The following is a 23,198-nucleotide window of genomic DNA, read 5'->3' on the forward strand; positions in this document are numbered from 1 at the left end:
TAAAAATTACTTTCGTTCTTGTAGTCTCGGAGTTAATTAATGTTTTAATTTTTTAATAATTAATCTTTTAATTTACTCTTCCAATCTTACATCAAGTCCAAGACCCTGTAACTCGTGAAGTAATACGTTGAAAGATTCCGGAATACCTGGTTCAGGCATTGCTTCTCCTTTCGCAATAGCTTCGTAAGTTTTTGCTCTACCAATCACGTCATCTGACTTCACAGTCAGGATCTCTCTCAAGATATTGGATGCTCCAAAAGCTTCCAGAGCCCAAACCTCCATCTCTCCAAATCTCTGACCTCCAAATTGCGCTTTACCTCCTAGTGGTTGCTGCGTAATCAATGAGTATGGTCCGATAGAACGTGCGTGCATTTTGTCATCTACCATGTGTCCCAGTTTCAACATATAGATCACACCTACCGTTGCAGGCTGCGTAAATCTCTCTCCGGTTCCACCATCATAAAGATAAGTGCTACCATATTTCGGAACGCCAGCTTGTTCTGTGTATTCTGTGATCTGCTCTAAAGTTGCACCATCAAAGATTGGTGTTGCGAACTTAAGTCCCAGTTTGGTACCAGCCCATCCAAGAACAGTTTCGTAGATCTGACCAATGTTCATACGGGAAGGTACCCCAAGTGGATTCAATACGATATCTACCGGTGTTCCGTCTTCCAGGAATGGCATATCTTCTTCACGAACGATTCTTGAAACGATACCTTTATTACCGTGACGACCAGCCATTTTATCTCCAACATTCAATTTACGTTTCTTAGCGATGTAAACTTTAGCCAGTTTGATAATCCCTGCAGGTAACTCATCTCCGATAGACAATGCAAATTTCTCACGGTTTTTAACACCTGCAAGATCGTTGTATTTGATCTTGTAGTTGTGAACCAATTGTTTGATCAATTCATTCTTGTCAGAATCAACGGTCCAGTCTGCACCACTGATATTGTTATAATCTTCAACATTTTGAAGTAATCTCAATGTGAATTTAGTTCCTTTACTGATCACTTCTTCTTCAAGATCGTTTTGTACACCTTGAGAAGTTTTCCCGGAAACTAGAGTATTCAATTTGTCAATCAAAGTATTTCTTAGACCATCGAACTTAGCTTTGTAAGTATTTTCGATCTCTTCCAATTTGATTTTCTCTTCGCTTCTTTTCTTTTTGTCCTTGATATTTCTGGAGAACAATTTTTTGTTGATCACAACTCCTCTCAATGAAGAATCTGCTTTCAATGAAGCATCTTTCACGTCACCAGCTTTGTCTCCGAAGATCGCTCTAAGAAGTTTTTCCTCTGGTGTTGGATCAGATTCACCTTTTGGCGTGATCTTTCCGATAAGGATATCACCAGGTTTCACTTCTGCTCCGATTCTGATCATACCATTCTCATCAAGATCTTTGGTAGCTTCTTCAGAAACGTTAGGAATATCTGCTGTCAATTCTTCCATACCTAATTTGGTATCACGAACTTCAAGAGAATATTCGTCTACGTGAATAGATGTAAACCAGTCCTCACGAACTACTTTTTCATTGATTACGATCGCATCCTCAAAGTTGTAACCTTTCCAAGGCATGAAGGCTACCACTAGGTTTCTACCCAATGCCAACTCTCCGTTTTCAGTCGCATAACCGTCGCAAAGCACTTGTCCTTTTTCCACTACATCACCTACTCTTACGTTTGGTCTTAGTGTAATCGTTGTACTCTGGTTGGTTTTTCTGAATTTGGTCAGTTTATAAGTTTTAGTCGCAGAATCGAAGTTAACCAAGTCGTCTTCCTCACTTCTTTCGTACTTAATGATAATTTTCTCAGCATCCACATATTCTACAACTCCAGTTCCTTCTGCATTGATCAAAACTCTAGAGTCTCTGGCTACTTGTTTTTCCAAACCTGTACCTACAACTGGTGCCTGAGGATTCAACAATGGAACGGCCTGACGCATCATATTCGATCCCATCAAGGCTCTGTTCGCATCATCATGCTCCAAGAACGGAATCAATGAAGCAGAAATACCAGAGATCTGGTTTGGCGCAACATCAATCAAATCAACTTGTTGAGGTTCAACTACAGGATAATCCCCATCAAGACGAGCAATGATTCTGTCTGTTTGGAAAACACCATTATCATCCAACTCAACGTTTGCCTGAGCAATTACTTTGTATTCCTCATCCTCAGCATTAAGATAAGTTGGAGCCGCTTGTAGATCTACTTTACCGTCTTCAACTTTTCTGTAAGGTGTCTCGATGAAACCAAGCGTGTTGATTTTCGAATACATCCCTAAAGAAGAGATCAAACCAATGTTTGGTCCCTCCGGCGTTTCGATCGGACAGATACGGCCATAGTGAGTATGGTGAACGTCACGAACCTCGAAACCCGCTCTTTCTCTTGATAAACCACCAGGTCCAAGGGCAGAAAGTCTACGCTTGTGCGTGATTTCTGATAGAGGATTGGTCTGGTCCATAAACTGAGAAAGCTGGTTGGTACCAAAGAATGAATTAATAACAGACGTCAAAGTCTTAGCATTTACCAAGTCAACTGGTGTAAAGATCTCGTTATCTCTAACGTTCATTCTTTCTTTGATCGTTCTGGCAATTCTAGAAAGACCTACGCCAAATTGTCCAGACAATTGCTCTCCAACAGTCTTGATTCTTCTGTTTGACAAGTGATCGATATCATCTACCTCAGCTTTTGAGTTTACCAATTCGATCAAGTGTTTTACGATAGAGATGATGTCTTCTCTCGTCAATACCTGATTTTCCTGAGAGATATTAAGACCTAATTTTTTATTAAGTCTGTAACGACCTACTTCACCTAATGAATATCTCTGCTCTGAGAAGAATAATTTTTCGATAATTCCTCTTGCAGTTTCCTCATCCGGAGCATCAGCATTTCTCAACTGACGGTAGATATATTCAACCGCTTCTTTTTCGGAATTGGTTGGATCTTTTTGTAAAGTATTCTGAATAATAGAGAACTCGCTGCTATTTTCTTTGTGGATCAAGATCGACTTAACGCCAGAATCCAAAATAACATCAAGGTGTTCTTTTTCAAGAATCGTCTCTCTGTCTAGGATGATCTCGTTTCTTTCGATAGAAACTACCTCACCTGTATCTTCGTCTACGAAATCTTCGAACCAAGTGTTCAAAACTCTCGCAGCCAATGTTCTTCCTTCTACTTTTTTAAGCGCAGCTTTGGAAACTTTCACTTCCTCTGCAAGGTCGAAAATCTGAAGAATCTCTTTATCAGATTCAAAACCGATCGCTCTTAATAATGTAGTTAAAGGTAATTTTTTCTTACGGTCGATATACGCATACATTACGTTATTGATATCCGTAGTAAACTCCATCCAAGATCCTTTGAAAGGGATAATTCTTGAATAATAAAGTTTGGTACCATTTGCGTGATAAGTCTGTCCGAAGAATACACCCGGAGACCTGTGCAACTGAGTTACGATAACACGTTCTGCACCATTGATGATGAATGAACCAGAAGGTGTCATATAAGGGACGGGACCTAAATACACATCCTGTACAACAGTCTGGAAATCTTCGTGTTCCGGATCTGTACAGTATAGTTTAAGTCTGGCTTTTAGAGGAACGTTGTACGTCAAACCTCTCTCAACGCACTCATCTATAGAGTAACGAGGAGAATCTACCAGATAATCCAGGAATTCCAAAACGAATTGGTTTCTGGAGTCTGTAATTGGGAAATTTTCCTGGAACGTTTTGTAAAGTGATTCGTTCAAACGTTGCTCAGGAAGCGTGTCTAGCTGGAAAAACTCCTTGAAAGACTGGATTTGGATGTCCAAAAAGTCAGGGGTGTCGATTCTACCTTTCGCAGTGGAAAAGTTGATTCTTTCCGTTCCTTTCACTTTTTGTGTGGCCTGTGTTTTACTCATAAAATTATAAGAAAAAATGGGTTAAAAAATATTTTGATTCACAAAAAATATCAGATGACCAAGAGTCAAGAAAAAAGTAAAAAGAATAAAGGAAATAACTTTGGCGCGTTAAATGACTTTTCTTTTGCCTTGTTTCTTGTGTCTTAACACCTAAGAGCAACACCGGTATATCTTTTCACGGTGTAGTGCAAAATATTTTATTTTTTTATTTGGTTTGAATTAATGATATCATTAAACAGAAAATGCCCTTCCATTACTATGAAAGAGTTGTTTTTATTTAAAATGATATAGTAAGTCGCGCCAAATGATTTTGCAAATATACAAATTTATTCTACAGTTTGCAAATTAGAATCATAACACAAAAAAACTCCCAAACCTAAGCTTGGGAGTTTATATTTGGATGTAAACCAGAATTATTTCAATTCTACTTCAGCACCAGCTTCTTCTAATTGTTTTTTCAAAGCTTCTGCTTCGTCTTTAGAAACCGCTTGTTTGATTGCAGTTGGAGCACCATCTACCATATCTTTAGCTTCTTTAAGACCTGCACCAGTTAAATCTTTTACCAATTTAACAACTGCTAATTTAGAAGCACCTGCCGCTTTAAGAATTACGTCGAATTCTGTTTTTTCTTCAGCAGCTTCTCCACCACCTGCAGCAACTACTACCGCAGCAGCAGCTGGCTCAATTCCGTACTCATCCTTAAGGATAGTAGCTAATTCGTTTACGTCTTTTACTGTTAAGTTTACTAGCGTTTCAGCTAAATTTTTTAAATCTGACATTGTTGTAATGTTTTTTGTTGATTATTGATTGATTTTTTTGAGTTCTAATTATTCAGCAGCTGGAGTTTCCTCAGTGCTCTCTGCAGTTGGAGCTTCTGGAGCCGCCTCAGCAGGAGTTTCTTCTACAGCAGGAGCAGCTTCTTCAGCTTTAGCTTCTACAGTTTCAGATTTGTTTTGAAGAGCAGAAACAACTCTTTGGATTGGAGACTGAAGTAATCCGATGATTTCACCGATCATTTCTTCTCTAGACTTGATGCTTACTAATGCGTCAAGATTCTCATCACCAACATAGAAAGTTTCTTGTACGAAAGCAGATTTAAGAGCTGGTTTCTCTTCTTTCTTTCTGAAATCTTTGATCAATTTTGCTGGTGCGTTAGCCGTTTCAGCAATCATCAATGCAGAGTTTCCTTTGAAAGTTTCGAACATCTCAGCGTAATCCACACCTTCGATCTGTTCCATTGCTTTTTGAAGCAATGTATTCTTCACAACTTTTACTTTGATATTTTGTTTAAAAGCCTGTCTTCTGAAGTCAGAAGATTTTGCAGCGTTCAAACCTTGTAGATCTGCTACATAAACTACTTTTGCATCCTGAAGCAAGTCTTTGATCTCTTGTATTGCTACAACTTTTTGGTCTTTTGTCATTGTCTTAAGGATTATAATTAGTTAACAGATTTTGTATCAATTGCAATTCCAGGACTCATTGTAGAAGACATATAGATGCTTTTTACATAAGTTCCTTTTGCAGCAGTTGGTTTCAACTTAATTAATGTTGAGATTAATTCAGCAGCATTTTCTTTAAGTTTAGCAGCATCAAAAGATACTTTACCAATACCAGCGTGGATGATACCATATTTATCTACTTTGAAATCGATTTTACCAGCTTTCACCTCAGCTACAGCTTTTCCGATGTCCATAGTTACAGTACCAGACTTAGGGTTTGGCATAAGACCTCTTGGTCCTAAAACTCTACCCAATGGTCCTAATTTACCCATAACTGCAGGCATAGTCACGATAACGTCAACATCTGTCCAACCGTTTTTGATCTTAGTCAAATACTCGTCAAGACCTACATAGTCTGCACCAGCTTCTTTAGCTTCTGCTTCTTTATCCGGAGTTACCAAAGCCAAAACTTTGATATCTTTACCAGTTCCGTGAGGAAGAGATACAACACCTCTTACCATTTGGTTTGCTTTTCTTGGATCTACACCCAATCTTACAGCGATATCTACAGATGCGTCAAATTTTGCAAAATTCACTTCTTTTACCAAAGCAGATGCCTCGTCAAGATTGTAAATTTTATTTTTTTCCACTTTGCTTAAAGCTTCTTTTTGCTTTTTTGTCAATTTTGCCATTTCTTTAAGTTTTAAGCGTTAGTTGGTTTAGTTCCAGTTACTCTCAATCCCATAGATCTAGCAGTACCAGCTACCATAGAAAGTGCAGGTTCAACTGAGAAACAGTTAAGATCTCCCATTTTGTCCTCTGCAATTTTCTGAACCTGAGCCCAAGATACAGCACCTACTTTGTTTCTGTTAGGTTCTCCAGAACCACTTTTCAGTTTTGCAGCTTCCAATAATTGGATTGCAACTGGTGGTGTTTTGATGATGAATTCAAAAGACTTGTCTTCATACACCGTGATAACTACCGGAAGAACTTGACCAGGTTTATCCTGAGTTCTACCGTTGAATTGTTTACAAAACTCCATGATGTTCACACCTGCAGAACCCAATGCTGGACCTACTGGTGGAGAAGGGTTGGCAGCGCCACCTTTCACCTGAAGTTTTACCATTTTAAAGACTTTTTTAGCCATTTTAATGTTTTGATTTGATTAATAAATAATTGAATGTGGAAGCATTAATTATTCGATATAAGTCACTTCGCATAAAAGAAGACCTATATTTCGGATTGCAAAAGTATAAATAATTTTTGAAATAGCAAACGGAATGTGTTGATTTTTAGAAAGATTTGTAAAAATAAAAATTACAGCAGAGATTTTATCGCAAAATCATAAAAATATTGATTTTAGTAATGTATAATAAGTTGTAAAACATTTAAAAAGCAAATATCTCTTTGTGCTATTTTTGATAATATTAATAAGTTTTACACATTCTTTATATTTCTTCGAGAAACTAAATTAACTTTTATAAAAAAATCCATCCCAGAACTAAATCTGGGATGAATTACAATTAACTATGAAAAATTCTAATCTAAAATTCTAAAGTAATAGAACCTCTTACCGCAGCGCCCATAATTGGTCTTGCCATAATAGTTCCGTCTCCGGTTGGAGATCCTGACCTTGGATCGCCTTCGGTAATTCCTATTGTGTTGAAAACATTGGTTGCATCAATGCCAAAACGCACTTTTCCTAACTGATATGATGTCCCGGCTCCAACTTCGCCAAATGAAGGTAAAGTCTGTACATTCAGCTCATCCTGAAAACGCTTTCCGTAATAATTATAACTTACATAAGTTCTCCATTCTTTAGTAATATTGACTGCCGGAGTCACATTGAAATATAATTTCGGCATTCTTCTCACGGTGTTTCCTTCCAAAACACTGCTTCCTGCCAACCCTGAATATTTAGGATTTTGGAAAGTTCCGTTGAATGTCAGATCCAAAATATTATTGAAGAGTCTTGCATTACCTTCGATCTCAACACCATAATTTTTGGTATCAGCAAAAGTATTTTCGGAACTTCCGTCTGAGAAAACATCAGTAAAGGAAAGATCTTTCAATATTGAATAAAAAGGAATCACGCCGATACTGAAATTACTTGTATAATATTTATAACCAACTTCAATCTGATTCGTCGTTACCGGTTCTAAAGCCTGAGTCTGGTTAGCAGCTGAGAAGTAATTGTAATATGCTTCTTCGTTCGGCGATCTGAATCCGTGTGAGAAGCGTCCGTAAACTGCATTATTAGTATTAATTTTATAATTCGCAGCAGCCGTGTAAGACAATTTATCGATATCATATCTCCAATAAGTGTATTGATTTCCTAACACGCTCATTCCGTCATCAGCAGTCGTCATTGAGAAACCGTGAACGCCATCTGTCGTCAAACCGGAATTATCAAGATTTCCGGAAGTTGTATTGGCAAAAAATCCTCTGTAAATATCTTTGCTGTAACGTGCGCCAACATTGATGTTCAAATCATCAGTTACATTATAATCGAAGTTTGCGTAGATATCATTAAGGCTTCCTTGCGTCTGGGTATTTCTTTGCAGGAATGACATCTGCGTAACGCCGTTGTAAGTCTTGGAATAACCGACATCATTTGGACTAAGTGAAGTATCAACTAAATTAAGTAACTGAGGCTTGTCTGTTGCCGTTGTCAAGATGTTACTCCAGTTCCAATATTGGTTGGATGTCCAATTGGATTTATAAAAACCAGCCGTCACATTTCCTTTTTCCAATTTATAACTGAATTGCAAATCATTTACGGAATTATTCATTTTCTTATCAATTGCCCAGAATCCTAATTTTTGTACATAAGCAGGATTTACAATTTGACCACTTCCTACCAAAGAATATTGAGAATTATTTGCTGCAACTCCATATTTATCCAGTGCAAAACCATCACCAGTTTCTGGTCCGCCAGAAGGGAAAATCCCTGTATAATTCAAATCGATATTGGTATATCTTGTCTTATTCAAAACAGAGAAATTATTACCTAAATCATATTTGAATTCCGCACCGATTGCATCTACTTTCGGATGAATTCCATCCTGAAGGTTTCTTTTAAAATAACCGCCGCCAGCCTGTGGAATATTCAACTGGCTGATAGAACTGTAGCTGTAAGTCCCGTAATTCGGATCAAAACCAGCGAATTCTTTGATATCATTTCCGTTTTGAGTCAATGGAATCGGTAAGAAGAATGTATTTCTGTCGTCCAGTTTTTTGTAATACACTTTCGCGTATCCTTTGTCGAAAACATATTTCAAATTCATTCTGATCTGTCCGCCATTATTAGCTTTGAAACCAGTTTTTCTGATTCCGTCATCAGTTCTGTAAAAACCACCAACGTTGAAGAATAATTTATCCTCGATCAAAGCACCACCAAGATTGATATCAGTACGCATCAATCCATAACTACTGGTTTCCAATTTTGCAATACCTTTTAAAGTATTAGTCCCTTCTTTCGAAATAAAGTTGATAAGTCCACCTGGAGAATTGGTTGCAAAGATAGAACCTGAACCACCTCTCAAAGCTTCCAGTCTTCCTGTTGTATTATCAACTCGAAAAAAATTATCAGCATTTGCAAACTGTAAAGCACCATCTTCGAAAACAGGCAATCCATCTTCCTGAACCTGCACAAATTCATAACCTCCGGCAGAAGGAATACCTCTTGAGAACAGGTTATTACCCACTTCTCCACCGGAAGATTCTACCGCAAAACCCGGAACTCTCTGCAACAATGCAGCAGCACTGATTGGGTTTACTTTCATAATTTCCTTGGCACTGAAAGTAGAAATCGCCGTACTGGATTCTATTTTCTGCTTTGGACGGGAGTTTCCTGTAATGACGACCTGATCTATGTCATTGGTTTTTACTGAATCTTTAACTTCCTGTGCATAGGCATTTTGGAAGTACATCGTTGCAATACCTGCAACCAGGATGAGCGATTTTCTTGTCATGTTTTTAAGTTTATTTAATAGTTGTTTTTTAATTTTATATAAACTCCATTGGTCCATCCAAAACCGTCCTGGTTTGGATATTCCCCACCTCCTGCAATACTTGTGGTGTCAATCGCATTGTACTTCTCCATCAATTTTCCCGTATTATTGTAAATCCTGTCTACGTTGGAACACCAGTTATTTTTAATAGTTTCTGCCAAATCATCAAACCCATAATTCTTCATTGCCAAAAATCCCAACCATTGATAAGGCGCCCAGGCATTTGGAGAATCCCATTGCTGTCCGGAATCTTTGGTTGTTGTAATCAGTCCTCCTTTTTTCAGAAATTTTTCAGTGATAGTTTCTGAAACTGCTTTTGCCTGATCTGTATTTGATAATTTCAAAAACAAGGGATAAAGCATTGCTATATGTTCTGATGAAGTTTGAGTTTGTGATTTGATGTTATAATCCTTATAGATTTTGTCTTCTTCGCTCCAGAAATATTTATCAATAGCAATTTTTCTGGCTTTAGCTTTTTTGCTGTAATAGTTATTTTTGTCTTCAAAATTTTGAAGTTCTGAAGCTTTTGCCAAAGTATTTTCTAAATGCCACAAAAGACAATTGAGATCAACCTGAGCAAGATTTAAAGTTTCAATAGTTTGAATTGAATTTCCGTCTGCAAACCATCTGCTTGAAAAATCCCACCCTGATTCACAAGCTGCTCGTACATTTCTATAAAATTCTGGATTTGCAGAAGTTTCAGCATCTTCCACATCGATCATATAACTTTCCGGACGCGGATTATTTTCATCATCGAAATATCGGTTCAGAAAATCACCATCTTGAGTTTTGACAACTCGTCTGTAATTATTTCCATTTTCCAGATAATCTGCTCCATCCATCCAAAACTGATATTCCTTTTCTAATGTTTCAAAATATTGAGAATAGATTTTTTCATCATTTGTACTCTCAAAGATTAAATCCAACATCAAAGAAAAATACGGAGGTTGGGAACGAGTGAGAAAATAAGTTCTGCTGGCATTTGGCACAAATCCGAATTCATTAATCAGATAAGCACAGTTATCCAAGATATTTTTCATCATCTCGATTCTACCGGAAACCTGCAAACCAAGCATCACAAAATAACTGTCCCAATAAAAAAATTCATTAAATCGTCCGCCAGGAACAATGTAAGATTTTGGAAGTTTCAGCAATGTTCCTTTTTCTTCAGAAGCAGTTCTCGTCAATTCATCCCAAAGTTTTTCAATATGATCTTCTATTGGTAATTTTTCTTCTCTTTGAATGGATGATTCAGGCTGATCAAATTTGAAATGTTTAAGAACAAATTCTTTCAGATCAAATCCTTCGTTATCTTTTTCCAATTCATAATTTTCATTAATTTCAGAAAGTGAAAACATCGGTATTGCATCTGCCATATCTTTCTGATCTTCAAAAACCTTAGACTTCTGAACGGCATCAAACAAATCAAAAATTTCTTCTATGTATAAATTAGGCTGCATTTAATTTTGATTTATTGTTAAGTTTATTAATGAAATAGATAACGATGATCAGCACTGTCATCGGAATTAATGAAAAGTAGAACGCTTTGTGTCCACCAACATTCTGAAAAAGATATCCTATAATTACAGATCCGCAAGTCCCGCCAAATGCTGAAAAAAATGTAAGAATTCCCGCAACCGAACTATGAGATTGTTTCTTAGTCGCGCTCAAAATTGTTGAATTGATCAAAGGATAAATCGGCGCTAAAAACAATCCAATCAGTGGAAAAACAAAACCAATCAATGGAACATCGCTTAGATTTTTAATTTCTGTAACGGCAAGATCAGAAGCCATCGGAAGAACGAAAATCACAAGACAAGCTGCAAAAACTAAACAAACAGTTAAGTAAATATACCAATGGATTTTTTTGACAATAATTCCGGAAATAAATCTTCCAAAAGCAATTGAAAGCATTAAAATAACTGCCATTTGACCAGCTAATTTTTCACTTAGATGCAAAACTTTCTGGTTGAAAGTCGGCAACCACGACATAATTCCCTGTTCTGTCATCACATACATAAATGCAAAGACTGCAAACAAAATCAGCAATGGTCTTCTCATCAGCTGTATCATATCTTTGAAATCATCCGCTACTGATTTTGTAGTTTCTGCCTTTGGTAAATCGAATTTGGAAAACAAGACAAATATGAAAACAAAGGCAATCAAACTTGCCAAAATAAGATAGACATTCAGCCAAGCATTAGGGTCTGTTTCGCTGTAGAACATTGGGAAAATCACGTAAGCAAAAACAATCCCGAGCATAAAGACGCTTTCTATGTAACTCATAAATGATTTATGATCGCTTTCGTTATCAGCTACGACGCCTATTAATGCCATTACAGACACTTTGATGATTGCAAAAGAAAATCCAGTGCAAGCGAATAGTAAAATCACACTCCAAAATGAGTTTCCGAAATACATAATGAAGCAACCCAAAAACACAATCGCATAGCTGATCAGCATTCCCTTTTTGTAACCTAATTTTGGTAAAAAGGATCCAATTAAAAATGCAACTAATGCAATTGTCAAATCTTTTGCAGGTTCTAGCAGACTTGCCTTGGACTCAGTAATTCCGTAGACATTTTGAGACTTTTGGATGAGAAGCCCAACACTGTTTAGCAATGCTGCAAAAACAAAGTAATTGATGAAAAGCGCTAATTTAATTCCCAGATTTTTCATTCGATGTATTGAATGATGCAAATCTATTAATGTTTAGTTTACGTTAATTTAACATAGTAAATCATTATTTTCACTGTATTAATATAAAATGTTATATTTATTACATATTTACATTAAATCAATGAGAGTTAGCTACGAAACCATAATTCCTGACAAAAACTCATCTTTCTGCACACTTCATTTTAAAGTTCCGATCAAGGAACACCGTTGGGAATATCATTATCATTAAGAAATAGAACTCGTCTGCGTCGTTTCGGGAAACGGTACACGTCACGTTGGTTATCATAAGAGTAATTATACAAATGGAGATCTGGTGCTGATTGGAGCTAATATTCCGCATTCGGGATTTGGTCTAAATTCTCTGGATCCGCACGAAGAGATAGTATTACAATTCAAGGAGGAGATTATACGTTTCCCCCAAGAAGTAGAAGAAATGGCTTCATTGGATCGGTTAATTTCGAAAGCGCAATTTGGCATTTTATTTAGTCAGAAAGTAAAGCGGAAAATTTTACCGAAGCTTTATGAAATGGTGGAAGCAGAAAATCATTTGAGATATTTTATGCTGCTCAAAATACTTTTTGAATTAGCTGAGACCAAGGATTATATTTTGCTGAATAAAGAAGTAATGCCGCATACTGTAATCTCAAAAAATAAAGAAAGACTGCAAACGATTTTTACATTTGTAGAAAAAAATTATGATAAAGAAATCGATATTCATTCTATTGCTGATCTTGTCAACTTGACGCTGCCGGCTTTCTGTAATTTTTTTAAGAAAACAACTAAAATTACATTTACAGATTTTATCAATCAGTATAGAATAGACAAAGCCTGTAATCTTATAGCACAGGGAAAAAGCGTCTCAGAATCCTGCTATGAGACCGGTTACAACAGCATCTCTTACTTTAGCAGAACCTTTAAAAAGTATATGGGAAAAACGCCAACTGAGTTTAATAATGAATTGGTAAAATAAAAAAACCATCTCATGCAAAAGGATGAGATGGTTTATATTTTATAAGTAATGTAATTTATACTTTTTCTACTTGCATAAAGCTAAGTTCCATTGGTGTTTTTCTTCCGAAGATCAAAACAGAAACTTCAACTTTTTTCTTGTCTTCCAATATTTTTTCTATTGTTCCGTTGAATCCATTGAAAGGACCATCGATCACTTTTACGTTTTCTCCAACAACAAAAGGAATTTCTACATCTGTAGCAAATTCTGAAAGTTCATCCATTCTTCCGAGCATTCTGTTAACTTCAGATTTTCTCATTGGAACTGGATCTCCTCCTTTGGTTAGGCTCAAGAAAGAAATTACACCAGGAATATTTTTGATAACGTGAGGAACCTCTCCAATCAGATCAGCTTCCACCATTAGATATCCAGGATAGTAAGGCTTTTCTTTAGGAACTTTTTTACCATTTCTGATTTGGATAACCTTTTCCATAGGAATCACTACCTGAGTCACGTATGCTTCCATGTTCAATCGCTGGATTTCGTTCTCAATATAGTTTTTAACCTTATTTTCCTGTCCGCTAATAGCTTTCAGCACATACCATTTCGATTCGCTCATGAGGAAAGTTATTTGGAATTAGTTAAATAAATTAATAAATGTCGCTACAAAATTCTTAATCGTAATACTGAATAAAGAATCGACTCCAAATGTAAACAAAGCAAGGATGACAGTAGTTACAGAAACAACAACTGTTGAAGACTGCAAGTCAGCCCATTTTGGCCATTCTACCTTATCTTTAAATTCTGTGTAAGAACCTTTTAAAAATTCTACTAAGCTCATTATTTTCTTTTTGCACGGGCACTAGGATTCGAACCCAGATCAACGGTTTTGGAGACCGGTATCCTACCATTGGACGATGCCCGTAGATTAAAAAAGTTCCGTAAGTTTCCTTACGAAACTTTTTATATATTTAGATGATTAGTCTGTGATTTCAGTAACCTGACCTGCACCTACTGTTCTACCTCCTTCTCTGATTGCAAATCTAAGACCTACGTTAAGAGCAATTGGTTGCAACAATTCTACAGTAATAGTTAAGTTATCACCAGGCATTACCATTTCTACACCTTCTGGTAAGAAGATCTCACCTGTAACGTCAGTTGTTCTAACGTAGAACTGAGGTCTGTATTTGTTATGGAATGGCGTGTGACGACCACCTTCTTCTTTAGAAAGGATATAAACCTCAGCTTTGAAGCTTTTGTGTGGTTTAACAGAATCTTTCTTAGCGATAACCATACCTCTCTTGATGTCAGTTTTTTCAATACCTCTCAACAATAGACCTACGTTATCTCCAGCTTCACCTCTGTCAAGGATTTTTCTGAACATCTCAACACCAGTGATAGTAGAAGTTAATTTCTCATCACCCATACCTACGATATCAACAGGATCTCCTGTGTTGATTACACCTGATTCAATTCTACCGGTTGCAACAGTACCTCTACCTGTAATAGAGAATACGTCTTCGATTGGCATCAAGAATGGTTTATCCTGATCTCTAACTGGAAGTTCGATCCAAGTATCAACAGCATCCATCAATTCTTCGATTTTTCCTACCCATTTAGCATCTCCATTCAATCCTCCTAAAGCAGAACCTTGGATGATTGGAGCGTTGTCTCCGTCATATTCGTAAGAAGATAAAAGATCTCTGATCTCTAATTCTACTAATTCTAATAATTCTTCATCATCTACCATATCTACTTTGTTCATGAAAACAAGTACGTTAGGTACGTTTACCTGACGGCAAAGCAAAATGTGCTCTCTAGTTTGAGGCATTGGTCCGTCTGTAGCAGCTACTACTAGGATAGCTCCATCCATTTGAGCAGCACCAGTTACCATGTTCTTCACGTAATCCGCGTGACCTGGACAGTCAACGTGTGCGTAGTGTCTGTTTGCAGTTTCGTACTCGATGTGAGCAGTATTGATAGTGATACCTCTTTCTTTTTCTTCTGGTGCAGAATCGATAGAAGAGAAATCTCTTGCAGTTCCGAATCCTTTATCAGATAACACTTTACTGATTGCAGCTGTAAGTGTAGTTTTACCATGGTCAACGTGACCAATAGTACCAATGTTCAAGTGGGGTTTGTTACGATTAAACGTTTCCTTTGCCATGATTTAATATTTATTAATTAATTATTTATTTTTTTCGGTTTGCAAATATAACGATTTTTTGAATATCAAAAATATTTTTATTAAAAATTTCGATATTCAAATCCAAAAACTGCAAACCAACAAATTTTTGTCTTTTGACGTTGCAAATTTACATAAAAAAATCAATTAAAAAAAGCGGATTAAATCCAAGATTAGTTTTGTCTCGTATATGCTTATTGAAACTCTAAAAAAAATAAGCTTTATGAAAAAATTATTCAACCTTTGTCTGGCAACATTTGCCGTAGTCTCGGTAATCTCTTGTGATAATGATGATAACATCAGTGGAATGCCGGAAGAACCAACTGTAACTGTAGGTCCAAACCTGATAGCTTATGGCCTTACCGAAAACAATGAACTGGTAGCCTTCAATGCCAATAACCCAAATATGTTCAGTTCAAAAACTGCCATCTCAGGTATCATGGCCGGAGAAAAATTATTAAGTATTGATTTCCGACCAGCTACAGGAGAACTTTATGCATTATCAAATGCAAGTAAACTTTACATTATTAACACTGCTACAGCAACAAGCAGAACGGTAAGCACAACAGCTTTCACACCCGCAATCTCCGGCGCTATCGCTTCGATTGATTTTAATCCAACTGTGGATCGTATCAGACTCGTTACAAATACAGGTCAAAATCTCCGCCTTAATCCTGAAAACGGAGCGGTTGCAGCAACCGATGGAAGCATTGCTACAACATCGTCCATTACTGGTATTGCTTATACAAACAGTAAGTCAGGTGCATCCACTACAACTTTGTATGATCTAGATATGACTTCAGGAAAATTATTCAAACAGGATCCGCCGAACAACGGAACCTTGGTAGAAGTTGGAAGTTTGGGAATTACTTTTACAGGTCAGTCCGCATTTGACATCAATCCTGACAACAGCGTTGCACTAATTGCAGCCACTAAAGATTCCAAAAACAATCTTTATACACTGGATCTTACGAATGGTAAAACTACCAACGTAGGAATGTTGCCACAGAAAGTTATCGACCTTGCTATTCCAACAGACGCTGTCGCTTATGCTATAGATGCTTCGAATATGCTACAGATCTTTAATCCGAACAAACCAGAACCAGTTTCGAAAGCGATCACAGGATTACAAAATGGAGAAGGAATTTTAGGTATTGATTTCAGACCTTTGAACGGACAACTTTATGCTTTGGGAAGCTCAAGCAGAATTTATACAATTAATCTTGGAACCGGTGCGGCAACTCAGGTTGGATCCGGAGCACTCTCCACACCGCTTATCGGTACAGAATTTGGTTTTGATTTCAATCCAACAGTTGACAGGATAAGAGTCGTGAGTGATATGGGACAAAATCTTAGATTAAATCCAATTGACGGAGCTGTTGCAGCTGTAGATGGTATAATCAATCCCGGAACGCCTGCACTGAGTGCTGCGGCTTATACAGACAACTTCGCCGGAGCAACAACTACATCACTGTTTGTTATCGATCACAATACGGATAAATTATATCTTCAAAATCCGCCAAACGCAGGAACATTGGTAGAAAGAGGTGCTTTGGGAATCAACATCACATCAAACAATGGATTTGATATCGGAAGTACAAGCCAGAAAGCTTATCTGGTAGCTACTGTCGGAACTGAAACTAAAATATATACTGTTAACACAACCAGCGGAGCCGCAACCGCTGTTGCAAATTACCCAAATATGGTGAAGGGATTTGCAGTAGGATTAGGATTCTAAAAACACAATTTTGAATTTCACAAAGAAGCCCGGAATAGCATTTATTCCGGGCTTCTTAACAACATTACTTAATTTTTTTTTAAAACTAAAAATCCCGAATCGAGTTCGGGATTTTTTGTGAGCCAACTACGGGATTTGAACCCGTGACCTCTTCCTTACCAAGGAAGCACTCTACCACTGAGCTAAGTCGGCGTAAAAAAAAATCACATTCCGTAAGGTTTGTGATTTTGAGCGAAAGACGGGGGTCGAACCCGCGACATTCAGCTTGGAAGGCTGACGCTCTACCAACTGAGCTACTTTCGCAATTTTTGTTTCCAAAAAAGGTTGGTTAACGGTGTGCAAATCTAAAAATAAATTTCTTAATCTGCAAAAAACTTTTTTATAAAAAAAGTGGGGAGAGCAGGATTCGAACCTACGTAGCCGAAGCAGCTGAGTTACAGTCAGCCCCATTTGACCGCTCTGGTATCTCCCCAAAATTTTTCTATAAATGAGCCTCCAGAGGGACTCGAACCCACGACCTGCTGATTACAAATCAGCTGCTCTAGCCAACTGAGCTATGGAGGCAAATAGATTTCAAAAAAAGAACTCTGTTTCTGCTCCGCGGTTGTTACCGTTTTGCGAGTGCAAATATGAGACACTTTTTTGAAATCTACAAATATTTTTAAAACTTTTTTTAATTATTTTTTTAAGCTAATTCTTTTTTCTTGATTAACAGTTTCTTAGCTGTATCAACAGATTCGTCTAAACTTTCCTCAAAAGTAGCACATGTCTTTTTTACGACAATATCGTCACCGGGAACTTTCACAACAAGCTCTGTCGTTTTATTTAGCTTTTCAGTAGTATTTTCAACTTTAAGGTAAACTGTCGCCTCTACAATCTTATCATAAAAAGTCTCCAGCTTGCCTAATTTTTTTTCAATTCTTTCTTTTAATGGTTCGTGCGGTGTTACACCTGCAGTCTGAATTGTAATTTTCATAACGTCTTTTTTAAATGGTTAAACAATAAAATGTAAAAATCATTCCATATTATCTTTTTTATCAGTTTTATTTTGCTCTCTTGGGTGTGCGTTTTTATAAACCTCTTTCAGTTTCTCTATATTCGCACTTGTATATACTTGCGTGCTTGCTAAACTGGAATGTCCCAGTAATTTCTGAACCTTCGATATCTCTGCACCCTCGTTAAGAATGTGAGTAGCAAAGGTATGCCTCAGGATGTGCGGACTCTTTTTTTGCTTAGAAGTGACATTACTAAAGTACCGATTAACGACTACATAAACAAACTTTTCGCCCAGTTTTTTTCCTTTTTTATTAATGAAAAAATATTGCTGGTTTTCGGAATCTGGAAGTCTTGTAGCAAGATACGTCTGATAATCGGAAAGCAATTCGTCCGCAATTGGGATGATTCTGGCTTTGTTTCCTTTTCCGATGACCAAGATTTCTTTTTTCGAAAAATCGACGTTATTCAGCAGGAGATTGCAGAGTTCTGCTTTTCTGATTCCTGTTTGGTAGAGCGTTTCTATGATGAGTTTCTCCAGAAGCGTCATTTGCCCCTTCTCCTCTACTTCTGTCTTCATAGTGTCCATTTCTTCCACAGAGAACGGAATGCGCTTTTCTGCGTAGAATTTGAGCGAATCTATAGTTTCCATTGGCGAGACCTTGATCTCTTCTAAACGGAGCATAAACATATAGAAACTGCGAAGTGATGAAAGCTTTCTATTGATGCTTCTTTTGCTAAGTCCTGAATTGCTGAGTTCTACTATAAAGTTTTTGATTACTTTTTTGTGAACATGAACGACATCTTCAGTGGCTTCTGTTTTCAAAACGAAAGCTGAAAAGTCTGAGAGATCTTTTTTGTAATTGGTAAGCGTGTGTGGAGAATATCTTTTTTCTACTGCGATGTAATCCAGGAATCTTTCTATCATAGGTCTATAAATGCAAAATCACTTCCAAATATAGAAATTTGAAAGTGATTTTTCTTATGTTTTGCAAAAAAGAACTTAAGCTTGTTCTTCGATGCTTGCGTTTCTTTGTTTGTAAGCTGCTTTAAGTTTTGATTGTCTCAAAGTTACAGAAGGCTTGATAAATTGTTGTCTTGATCTAAGTTCTCTTACAACTCTTGTTTTATCAAATTTTCTCTTATACTTTTTTAAAGCTCTGTCGATAGACTCTCCGTCTTTTACTGGAATTATTAACATATATTACATCTCATTTTGGATTGCAAAAATATGAATTATTTATTAATTCGCAAATTTTTTATGTCTTATTTTAAGAAAATTAACTCACTACTTTATAAAAATAATAATAAATGCAAGACCGGAAAGATTTTTTGATATTATTGAAAATATTTTAAGGTTCGCAAAGACGTAAAACTCATCAAAGAAATAAGTCAAAGTTAGTTTTCCATTGCGTAAGAATCCCGACAACCTAGATTGATTTTACCGAACCATTTTGTTAGGTTTCCTACGGAATGACAATCTTGTGTTTTATTTGTCTTATTGATTGGATGACCAAATCCCTAGCCCCGATTGCAGTGGAAATCCTTTTTTGCACGGAATCCGGTTCAACCTAGAGGACAATTGTCTGCAAAAAAGATTGCAGCGGAAAGCGGGAAACAGCTCCTAAAATATTATATCAAATAAAAAACTCCCGAATGAATCCGGGAGTTTTGTTTTATGCTTTGATGTAAAGAGCGTTTTTGATCTCTTCTTTTACTTTTTCCACTTTCGGGAACCACTCTGCAAACAATGGCGCTGAATATGGCGCTGATGCATCTGGTGTCGTAATTCTCTTGATCGGCGCATCCAAATAGTCGAACGCTTTCTGCTGAACCATATAAGTGATCTCGGTTGAGATGCTTGCAAATGGCCAAGATTCTTCAAGAATTACCAATCTATTGGTTTTCTTAACAGACTCAAGAATGGTGTCGTAATCCAAAGGACGGATCGTTCTAAGGTCGATCACTTCTACAGAAATCCCTTCTTTTTCCAAATCTTCTGCAGCTTGCAAAGCTACTTTCATAATTTTACCCCAAGAAACCAAAGTCACATCTTTTCCTTCTTTCTTGATGTCTGCTTTTCCAATCGGGATGTAATATTCTTCTTCTGGAATTTCCATTTTGTCACCATACATCTGCTCAGACTCCATAAAGATAACTGGATCATTGTCCTGGATCGCAGATTTCAAAAGTCCTTTTGCATCGTAAGGATTGGAAGGAATGATCACTTTAAGACCCGGACAGTTGGCGTACCAGCTTTCGAAAGCCTGAGAGTGCGTTGCTCCCAACTGACCTGCTGAACCTGTAGGACCACGGAAAACGATGGGGATATTCCATTGTCCACCAGTCATTTGGTACATTTTCGCAGCGTTGTTGATGATCTGATCAATCGCAACCAAAGAGAAATTGAAAGTCATATATTCTACAATCGGACGATTCCCATTCATTGCAGCGCCTACAGCGATTCCTGTAAAACCAAGTTCTGCAATTGGTGCATCTATGATTCTTTTTTCTCCAAACTCGTCCAGCATACCTTTGGAAGCTTTGTACGCTCCATTGTATTCTGCAACTTCTTCTCCTACAAGAAAAATGGATTCGTCTTTACGCATTTCTTCGCTCATAGCCTGAGCAATTACTTCACGAAATGTATATTCTTTCATTATGATAATTAATTATGAAAATGTTCTTTGTTAAATTTCGAAATACAAAAGTATTAATTTTTTTATTATCTGCATAACAAAAAAGGCTTCCTGATGGAAGCCTGTCATTTATCATAAAGTGATTAGTCAACTTTAAGCCAAGTCTGATCTCTGCCTAACAAAGAAATTCCCAAATAGCCCCTTACATTCAGCTTATCTCCTGATCTTGTGATGGTACACTTATAAGTTTTGCCTTTTTTAGGATCTGTAATAGTTCCATCTGTAAACTCGTCGCCATCTTTTTTCAGACCACGGATAATTTCTAAGCCAATTAATGGTTTGTTCTTGCGGTCATCTTTACATGCCACACAATTTGCATTTTCCGGTTTTGCAAGCAACTGGGAAATTTTTCCATAATATTTACCATCTGGTTTTTTCCAGATCTCTACGATGGATTTTGCTTTTCCTGTTTCATCATCGATGGTTTTCCATTTTCCTTCGATCTGAGCGAATGAAAGAACGCCGATGAATAATAAGGCAAATGATAATAATAACTTTTTCATTTATTTTATTTTTAGTTTGTTTGTTGTTTGATGAGCTTGCGTTGTTAACGTTAAATTAATATTGATAAAAATATAAATTAATTTTAAACAAACAAGAATTATTTGCTATCCAGAGCATAAATAATGCAGATTCACAGAAATTTTAAATATTAAACACCGTTATTTAATACAGTTTTCTATTGATCACACGATCCATATAATCCTGATACCAAGCTTTTGTTTTTTCGATGCCAAGCTTTTGTTCCGGATTAAGATTTTTACTAATTAAATTTTTTGATAAAGCTAAATCAGATTTGTCATAAATTCCTGTCACAGACTTTCCATCGAAGATATAAATATAATTTCCGATGATCATCTGCTCATTAATGGCGTCTGAATGAATAATCATATAATCTTTATCCTGGTTTGAAACCAAACTTCTGCCCCAACTTCTAATCTTTTTATTATAACCAATAAGATCTGCTAAAGTTGGATAAATATCGATTTGTTGCGCAAATCTGTCATCCACGCCTTTCAAATTATATTTTGGATTGGGCGAGAAAAACAGAAGTGGAATTGCGAATCTGTTCATCACTTTTTGATATTCCTCATAATAGATTTGATTGGTATGATCTGCCGTAATCACAAAAATCGTGTTCTGATACCAAGGTTGCTTACTTGCAGTTTCGAAGAATTGCTTCAACGCATAATCTGTGTATTGGATTGGAACGTGGATTTGCAATGGTCCGGATTTGAACTTATTCTGATATTGCTCCGGAACTTTGAAAGGATCGTGAGACGAAGCAGAGAACATTGTTGACATAAAAGGTTGTTTCTTACCAATATTTTTTGCAAAATACTGGAAAAATGGCTCGTCCCAAATTGCCCACATTCCATCAAAATCTTTATCATTATTATATTCCGTTTTTCCGTAATAATGTTTGAAACCTAAAATATTACCGAAACCCTGAAATCCCATCGACCCATTTGGTGCACCGTGATAAAAACTCGTATCATAGCCCATATCATTACAAACCGAAACGATGGATTGTATTTTCTGATTGGAATAAGGCGAACTCGTAAAAGCATCTGTCAGACTTGGGATTCCTGCAAGAACCGAGCTCATCCCGTGAATGGATTGTCTGCCGTTCGCAAACGCATTAGTAAAAATTAAACTTTCATTCGATAAGCTATCCAAAAATAGTGTGTAGGAAACAAAATCCTTAATCTCAGTATTTCTGTTAAACGCCCCGGAATATTCTTTCCCGAAACTTTCCGTAATAAAAATCACAACATTTGGTTTCTCTTCCACTTCCCTTTCATATAATTTATAAGGTTCAATTTCTTTCTCAATGAATTTTTCATCCACAAAATGAACGAGCTTGAAATTGTTGGTATTAATGGTTCTGAAAAATGAGAAAACGCTATTCAGAACTAAGTTTCCTTGAAGCGGATTACTAACGTGTTTGTTGGCATCAACCAAATTTATTGGTCTTGTGGAATGTTTAAAATCGCCACGGATTCCGCCAACTACCAAAAGCGTTGTCACACATAAAATCACAATAGATGAAACAAAATATTTGATTAAGTTCTTTGGTTTTTCCTCTTCCACCTTCACTTTTTTGTAAAGGAAAATCCACAAAACCATCATTAAAATGAAAGAAATTAAAACGAACGGATTCTGCAAAACGGCATTAAAAAATACTTTGCCGATGTTACTTTCATTCTTCGCTACGGAAAATGCTGCAGAAGTCAATCTCGCTTGGCTGAATCTGTAATAAATAATATCGCCAAAGTTGAAAGCGTAAGTGATTCCGTTTGTGATGAAGTACCAGAAAAAGAGAAATTTCTGATAGCTTTTTTTTGTATTAATGACGATCGGAATAATACTTAATAAAATAAAAATAGAATTCACGTATAAAATCGCAGTCGTGTCAAACGCAGTTCCGTAATAAGAAAGCTTGAAATATTCAAAAATTCCATCTACTTTTATCAATTCCTGATTGAAGAACCAAAACAAGAATCTAGCAATCTGATAAAAGAAAAACACCAAAAAAAGTCTGTAAATCAAAGCAAAAACTTCCTGCCCTCTCAAATTCTTCATTTTGCAAAATTATGAAA

General features: G+C 36.6%; 19 protein-coding genes and 5 tRNA genes. 2 read left to right on the forward strand and 22 right to left on the reverse strand.

The genetic code is table 11. From position 1 onward, the window contains the following. Positions 1-72 precede the first annotated feature (72 nt). The 8 genes from rpoB to OPU68_RS07770 all read right to left on the reverse strand — a co-directional run bounded on the left by rpoB (position 73) and on the right by OPU68_RS07770 (position 12,031). Positions 73-3,900 carry a DNA-directed RNA polymerase subunit beta gene (rpoB, locus tag OPU68_RS07735; RefSeq protein ID WP_498473452.1) on the reverse strand — a complete coding sequence of 1,276 codons (3,828 nt, stop codon included), beginning with the start codon at positions 3,898-3,900 and terminating at the stop codon, positions 73-75. A 413-nt stretch (positions 3,901-4,313) separates the two neighbouring features. Then, a complete protein-coding gene (gene rplL / locus OPU68_RS07740) occupies positions 4,314-4,679 on the reverse strand; it encodes a 50S ribosomal protein L7/L12 (protein ID WP_063970455.1) in 366 nt (121 codons plus the stop codon). A 48-nt stretch (positions 4,680-4,727) separates the two neighbouring features. Further along, on the reverse strand, positions 4,728-5,321 hold the full coding sequence (rplJ, locus tag OPU68_RS07745; RefSeq protein ID WP_498473453.1) for a 50S ribosomal protein L10: 594 nt from the start codon (positions 5,319-5,321) through the stop codon (positions 4,728-4,730). A gap of 17 nt (positions 5,322-5,338) precedes the next feature. Then, entirely contained in the window at positions 5,339-6,031 is a 693-nt protein-coding gene (gene rplA / locus OPU68_RS07750; RefSeq protein ID WP_498473454.1) for a 50S ribosomal protein L1, read from the reverse strand. Positions 6,032-6,042: 11 nt separating this feature from the next. After that, positions 6,043-6,486, reverse strand: coding sequence for a 50S ribosomal protein L11 (rplK, locus tag OPU68_RS07755; protein WP_498473455.1), 444 nt, complete (start codon positions 6,484-6,486; stop codon positions 6,043-6,045). A 397-nt stretch (positions 6,487-6,883) separates the two neighbouring features. After that, positions 6,884-9,313 carry a TonB-dependent receptor gene (locus OPU68_RS07760; protein ID WP_498473456.1) on the reverse strand — a complete coding sequence of 810 codons (2,430 nt, stop codon included), beginning with the start codon at positions 9,311-9,313 and terminating at the stop codon, positions 6,884-6,886. A gap of 14 nt (positions 9,314-9,327) precedes the next feature. Then, a complete protein-coding gene (locus OPU68_RS07765) occupies positions 9,328-10,812 on the reverse strand; it encodes a trehalase family glycosidase (protein WP_498473457.1) in 1,485 nt (494 codons plus the stop codon). After that, positions 10,802-12,031 carry an MFS transporter gene (locus OPU68_RS07770; protein ID WP_498473458.1) on the reverse strand — a complete coding sequence of 410 codons (1,230 nt, stop codon included), beginning with the start codon at positions 12,029-12,031 and terminating at the stop codon, positions 10,802-10,804. The genes OPU68_RS07765 and OPU68_RS07770 overlap by 11 nt, the downstream gene beginning before the upstream one ends. 313 nt (positions 12,032-12,344) lie before the next feature. Here OPU68_RS07770 and OPU68_RS07775 point away from each other — a divergent pair, with 313 nt between their 5' ends. Further along, a complete protein-coding gene (locus OPU68_RS07775; RefSeq protein ID WP_498473459.1) occupies positions 12,345-13,001 on the forward strand; it encodes a helix-turn-helix domain-containing protein in 657 nt (218 codons plus the stop codon). 55 nt (positions 13,002-13,056) lie between these two features. Here the strand turns inward: OPU68_RS07775 and nusG are convergent, their stop codons facing one another. From nusG to tuf, 4 genes are all read right to left on the reverse strand, one after another. Continuing rightward, positions 13,057-13,599, reverse strand: a complete 543-nt coding sequence (nusG, locus tag OPU68_RS07780) for a transcription termination/antitermination protein NusG (RefSeq protein WP_498473460.1) — start codon at positions 13,597-13,599, stop codon at positions 13,057-13,059. Between the two features lie 18 nt (positions 13,600-13,617). Beyond that, positions 13,618-13,821: a preprotein translocase subunit SecE gene (secE, locus tag OPU68_RS07785; RefSeq protein WP_498473461.1), complete on the reverse strand. Its 204-nt coding sequence runs from the start codon at positions 13,819-13,821 to the stop codon at positions 13,618-13,620. 13 nt (positions 13,822-13,834) lie between these two features. Continuing rightward, positions 13,835-13,905 (reverse strand) — tRNA-Trp (locus OPU68_RS07790). Between the two features lie 54 nt (positions 13,906-13,959). Next, positions 13,960-15,147 carry an elongation factor Tu gene (gene tuf / locus OPU68_RS07795; RefSeq protein WP_028123380.1) on the reverse strand — a complete coding sequence of 396 codons (1,188 nt, stop codon included), beginning with the start codon at positions 15,145-15,147 and terminating at the stop codon, positions 13,960-13,962. Between the two features lie 241 nt (positions 15,148-15,388). Here tuf and OPU68_RS07800 point away from each other — a divergent pair, with 241 nt between their 5' ends. Further along, positions 15,389-16,903, forward strand: a complete 1,515-nt coding sequence (locus tag OPU68_RS07800; protein WP_498473462.1) for a DUF4394 domain-containing protein — start codon at positions 15,389-15,391, stop codon at positions 16,901-16,903. 120 nt (positions 16,904-17,023) lie between these two features. Here OPU68_RS07800 and OPU68_RS07805 read toward each other — a convergent pair. The 10 genes from OPU68_RS07805 to OPU68_RS07850 all read right to left on the reverse strand — a co-directional run bounded on the left by OPU68_RS07805 (position 17,024) and on the right by OPU68_RS07850 (position 23,181). Next, positions 17,024-17,095: transfer RNA gene (locus tag OPU68_RS07805), tRNA-Thr, on the reverse strand. A gap of 38 nt (positions 17,096-17,133) precedes the next feature. Continuing rightward, positions 17,134-17,206, reverse strand: a tRNA-Gly gene (locus OPU68_RS07810). An 88-nt stretch (positions 17,207-17,294) separates the two neighbouring features. Beyond that, positions 17,295-17,375, reverse strand: a tRNA-Tyr gene (locus OPU68_RS07815). Positions 17,376-17,393: 18 nt separating this feature from the next. Further along, positions 17,394-17,467, reverse strand: a tRNA-Thr gene (locus OPU68_RS07820). 121 nt (positions 17,468-17,588) lie between these two features. After that, positions 17,589-17,879: an HPF/RaiA family ribosome-associated protein gene (locus OPU68_RS07825; RefSeq protein WP_498473463.1), complete on the reverse strand. Its 291-nt coding sequence runs from the start codon at positions 17,877-17,879 to the stop codon at positions 17,589-17,591. A gap of 39 nt (positions 17,880-17,918) precedes the next feature. After that, on the reverse strand, positions 17,919-18,824 hold the full coding sequence (locus OPU68_RS07830) for a tyrosine-type recombinase/integrase (RefSeq protein WP_498473464.1): 906 nt from the start codon (positions 18,822-18,824) through the stop codon (positions 17,919-17,921). A gap of 75 nt (positions 18,825-18,899) precedes the next feature. Further along, positions 18,900-19,097, reverse strand: coding sequence for a 30S ribosomal protein S21 (rpsU, locus tag OPU68_RS07835; RefSeq protein WP_028123384.1), 198 nt, complete (start codon positions 19,095-19,097; stop codon positions 18,900-18,902). A gap of 475 nt (positions 19,098-19,572) precedes the next feature. Beyond that, positions 19,573-20,556 (reverse strand): pyruvate dehydrogenase complex E1 component subunit beta, encoded by a 984-nt coding sequence (locus OPU68_RS07840; RefSeq protein ID WP_498473465.1) that lies wholly within the window; start codon positions 20,554-20,556, stop codon positions 19,573-19,575. Between the two features lie 122 nt (positions 20,557-20,678). After that, complete coding sequence (locus tag OPU68_RS07845; protein WP_498473466.1) at positions 20,679-21,098, reverse strand: DUF2147 domain-containing protein; 420 nt, start codon at positions 21,096-21,098, stop codon at positions 20,679-20,681. Positions 21,099-21,261: 163 nt separating this feature from the next. Beyond that, positions 21,262-23,181 carry an LTA synthase family protein gene (locus tag OPU68_RS07850; RefSeq protein WP_498473467.1) on the reverse strand — a complete coding sequence of 640 codons (1,920 nt, stop codon included), beginning with the start codon at positions 23,179-23,181 and terminating at the stop codon, positions 21,262-21,264. Positions 23,182-23,198 lie beyond the last annotated feature (17 nt).

The sequence above is a fragment of the Chryseobacterium sp. TB1-D10 genome (genome assembly GCF_059803555.1).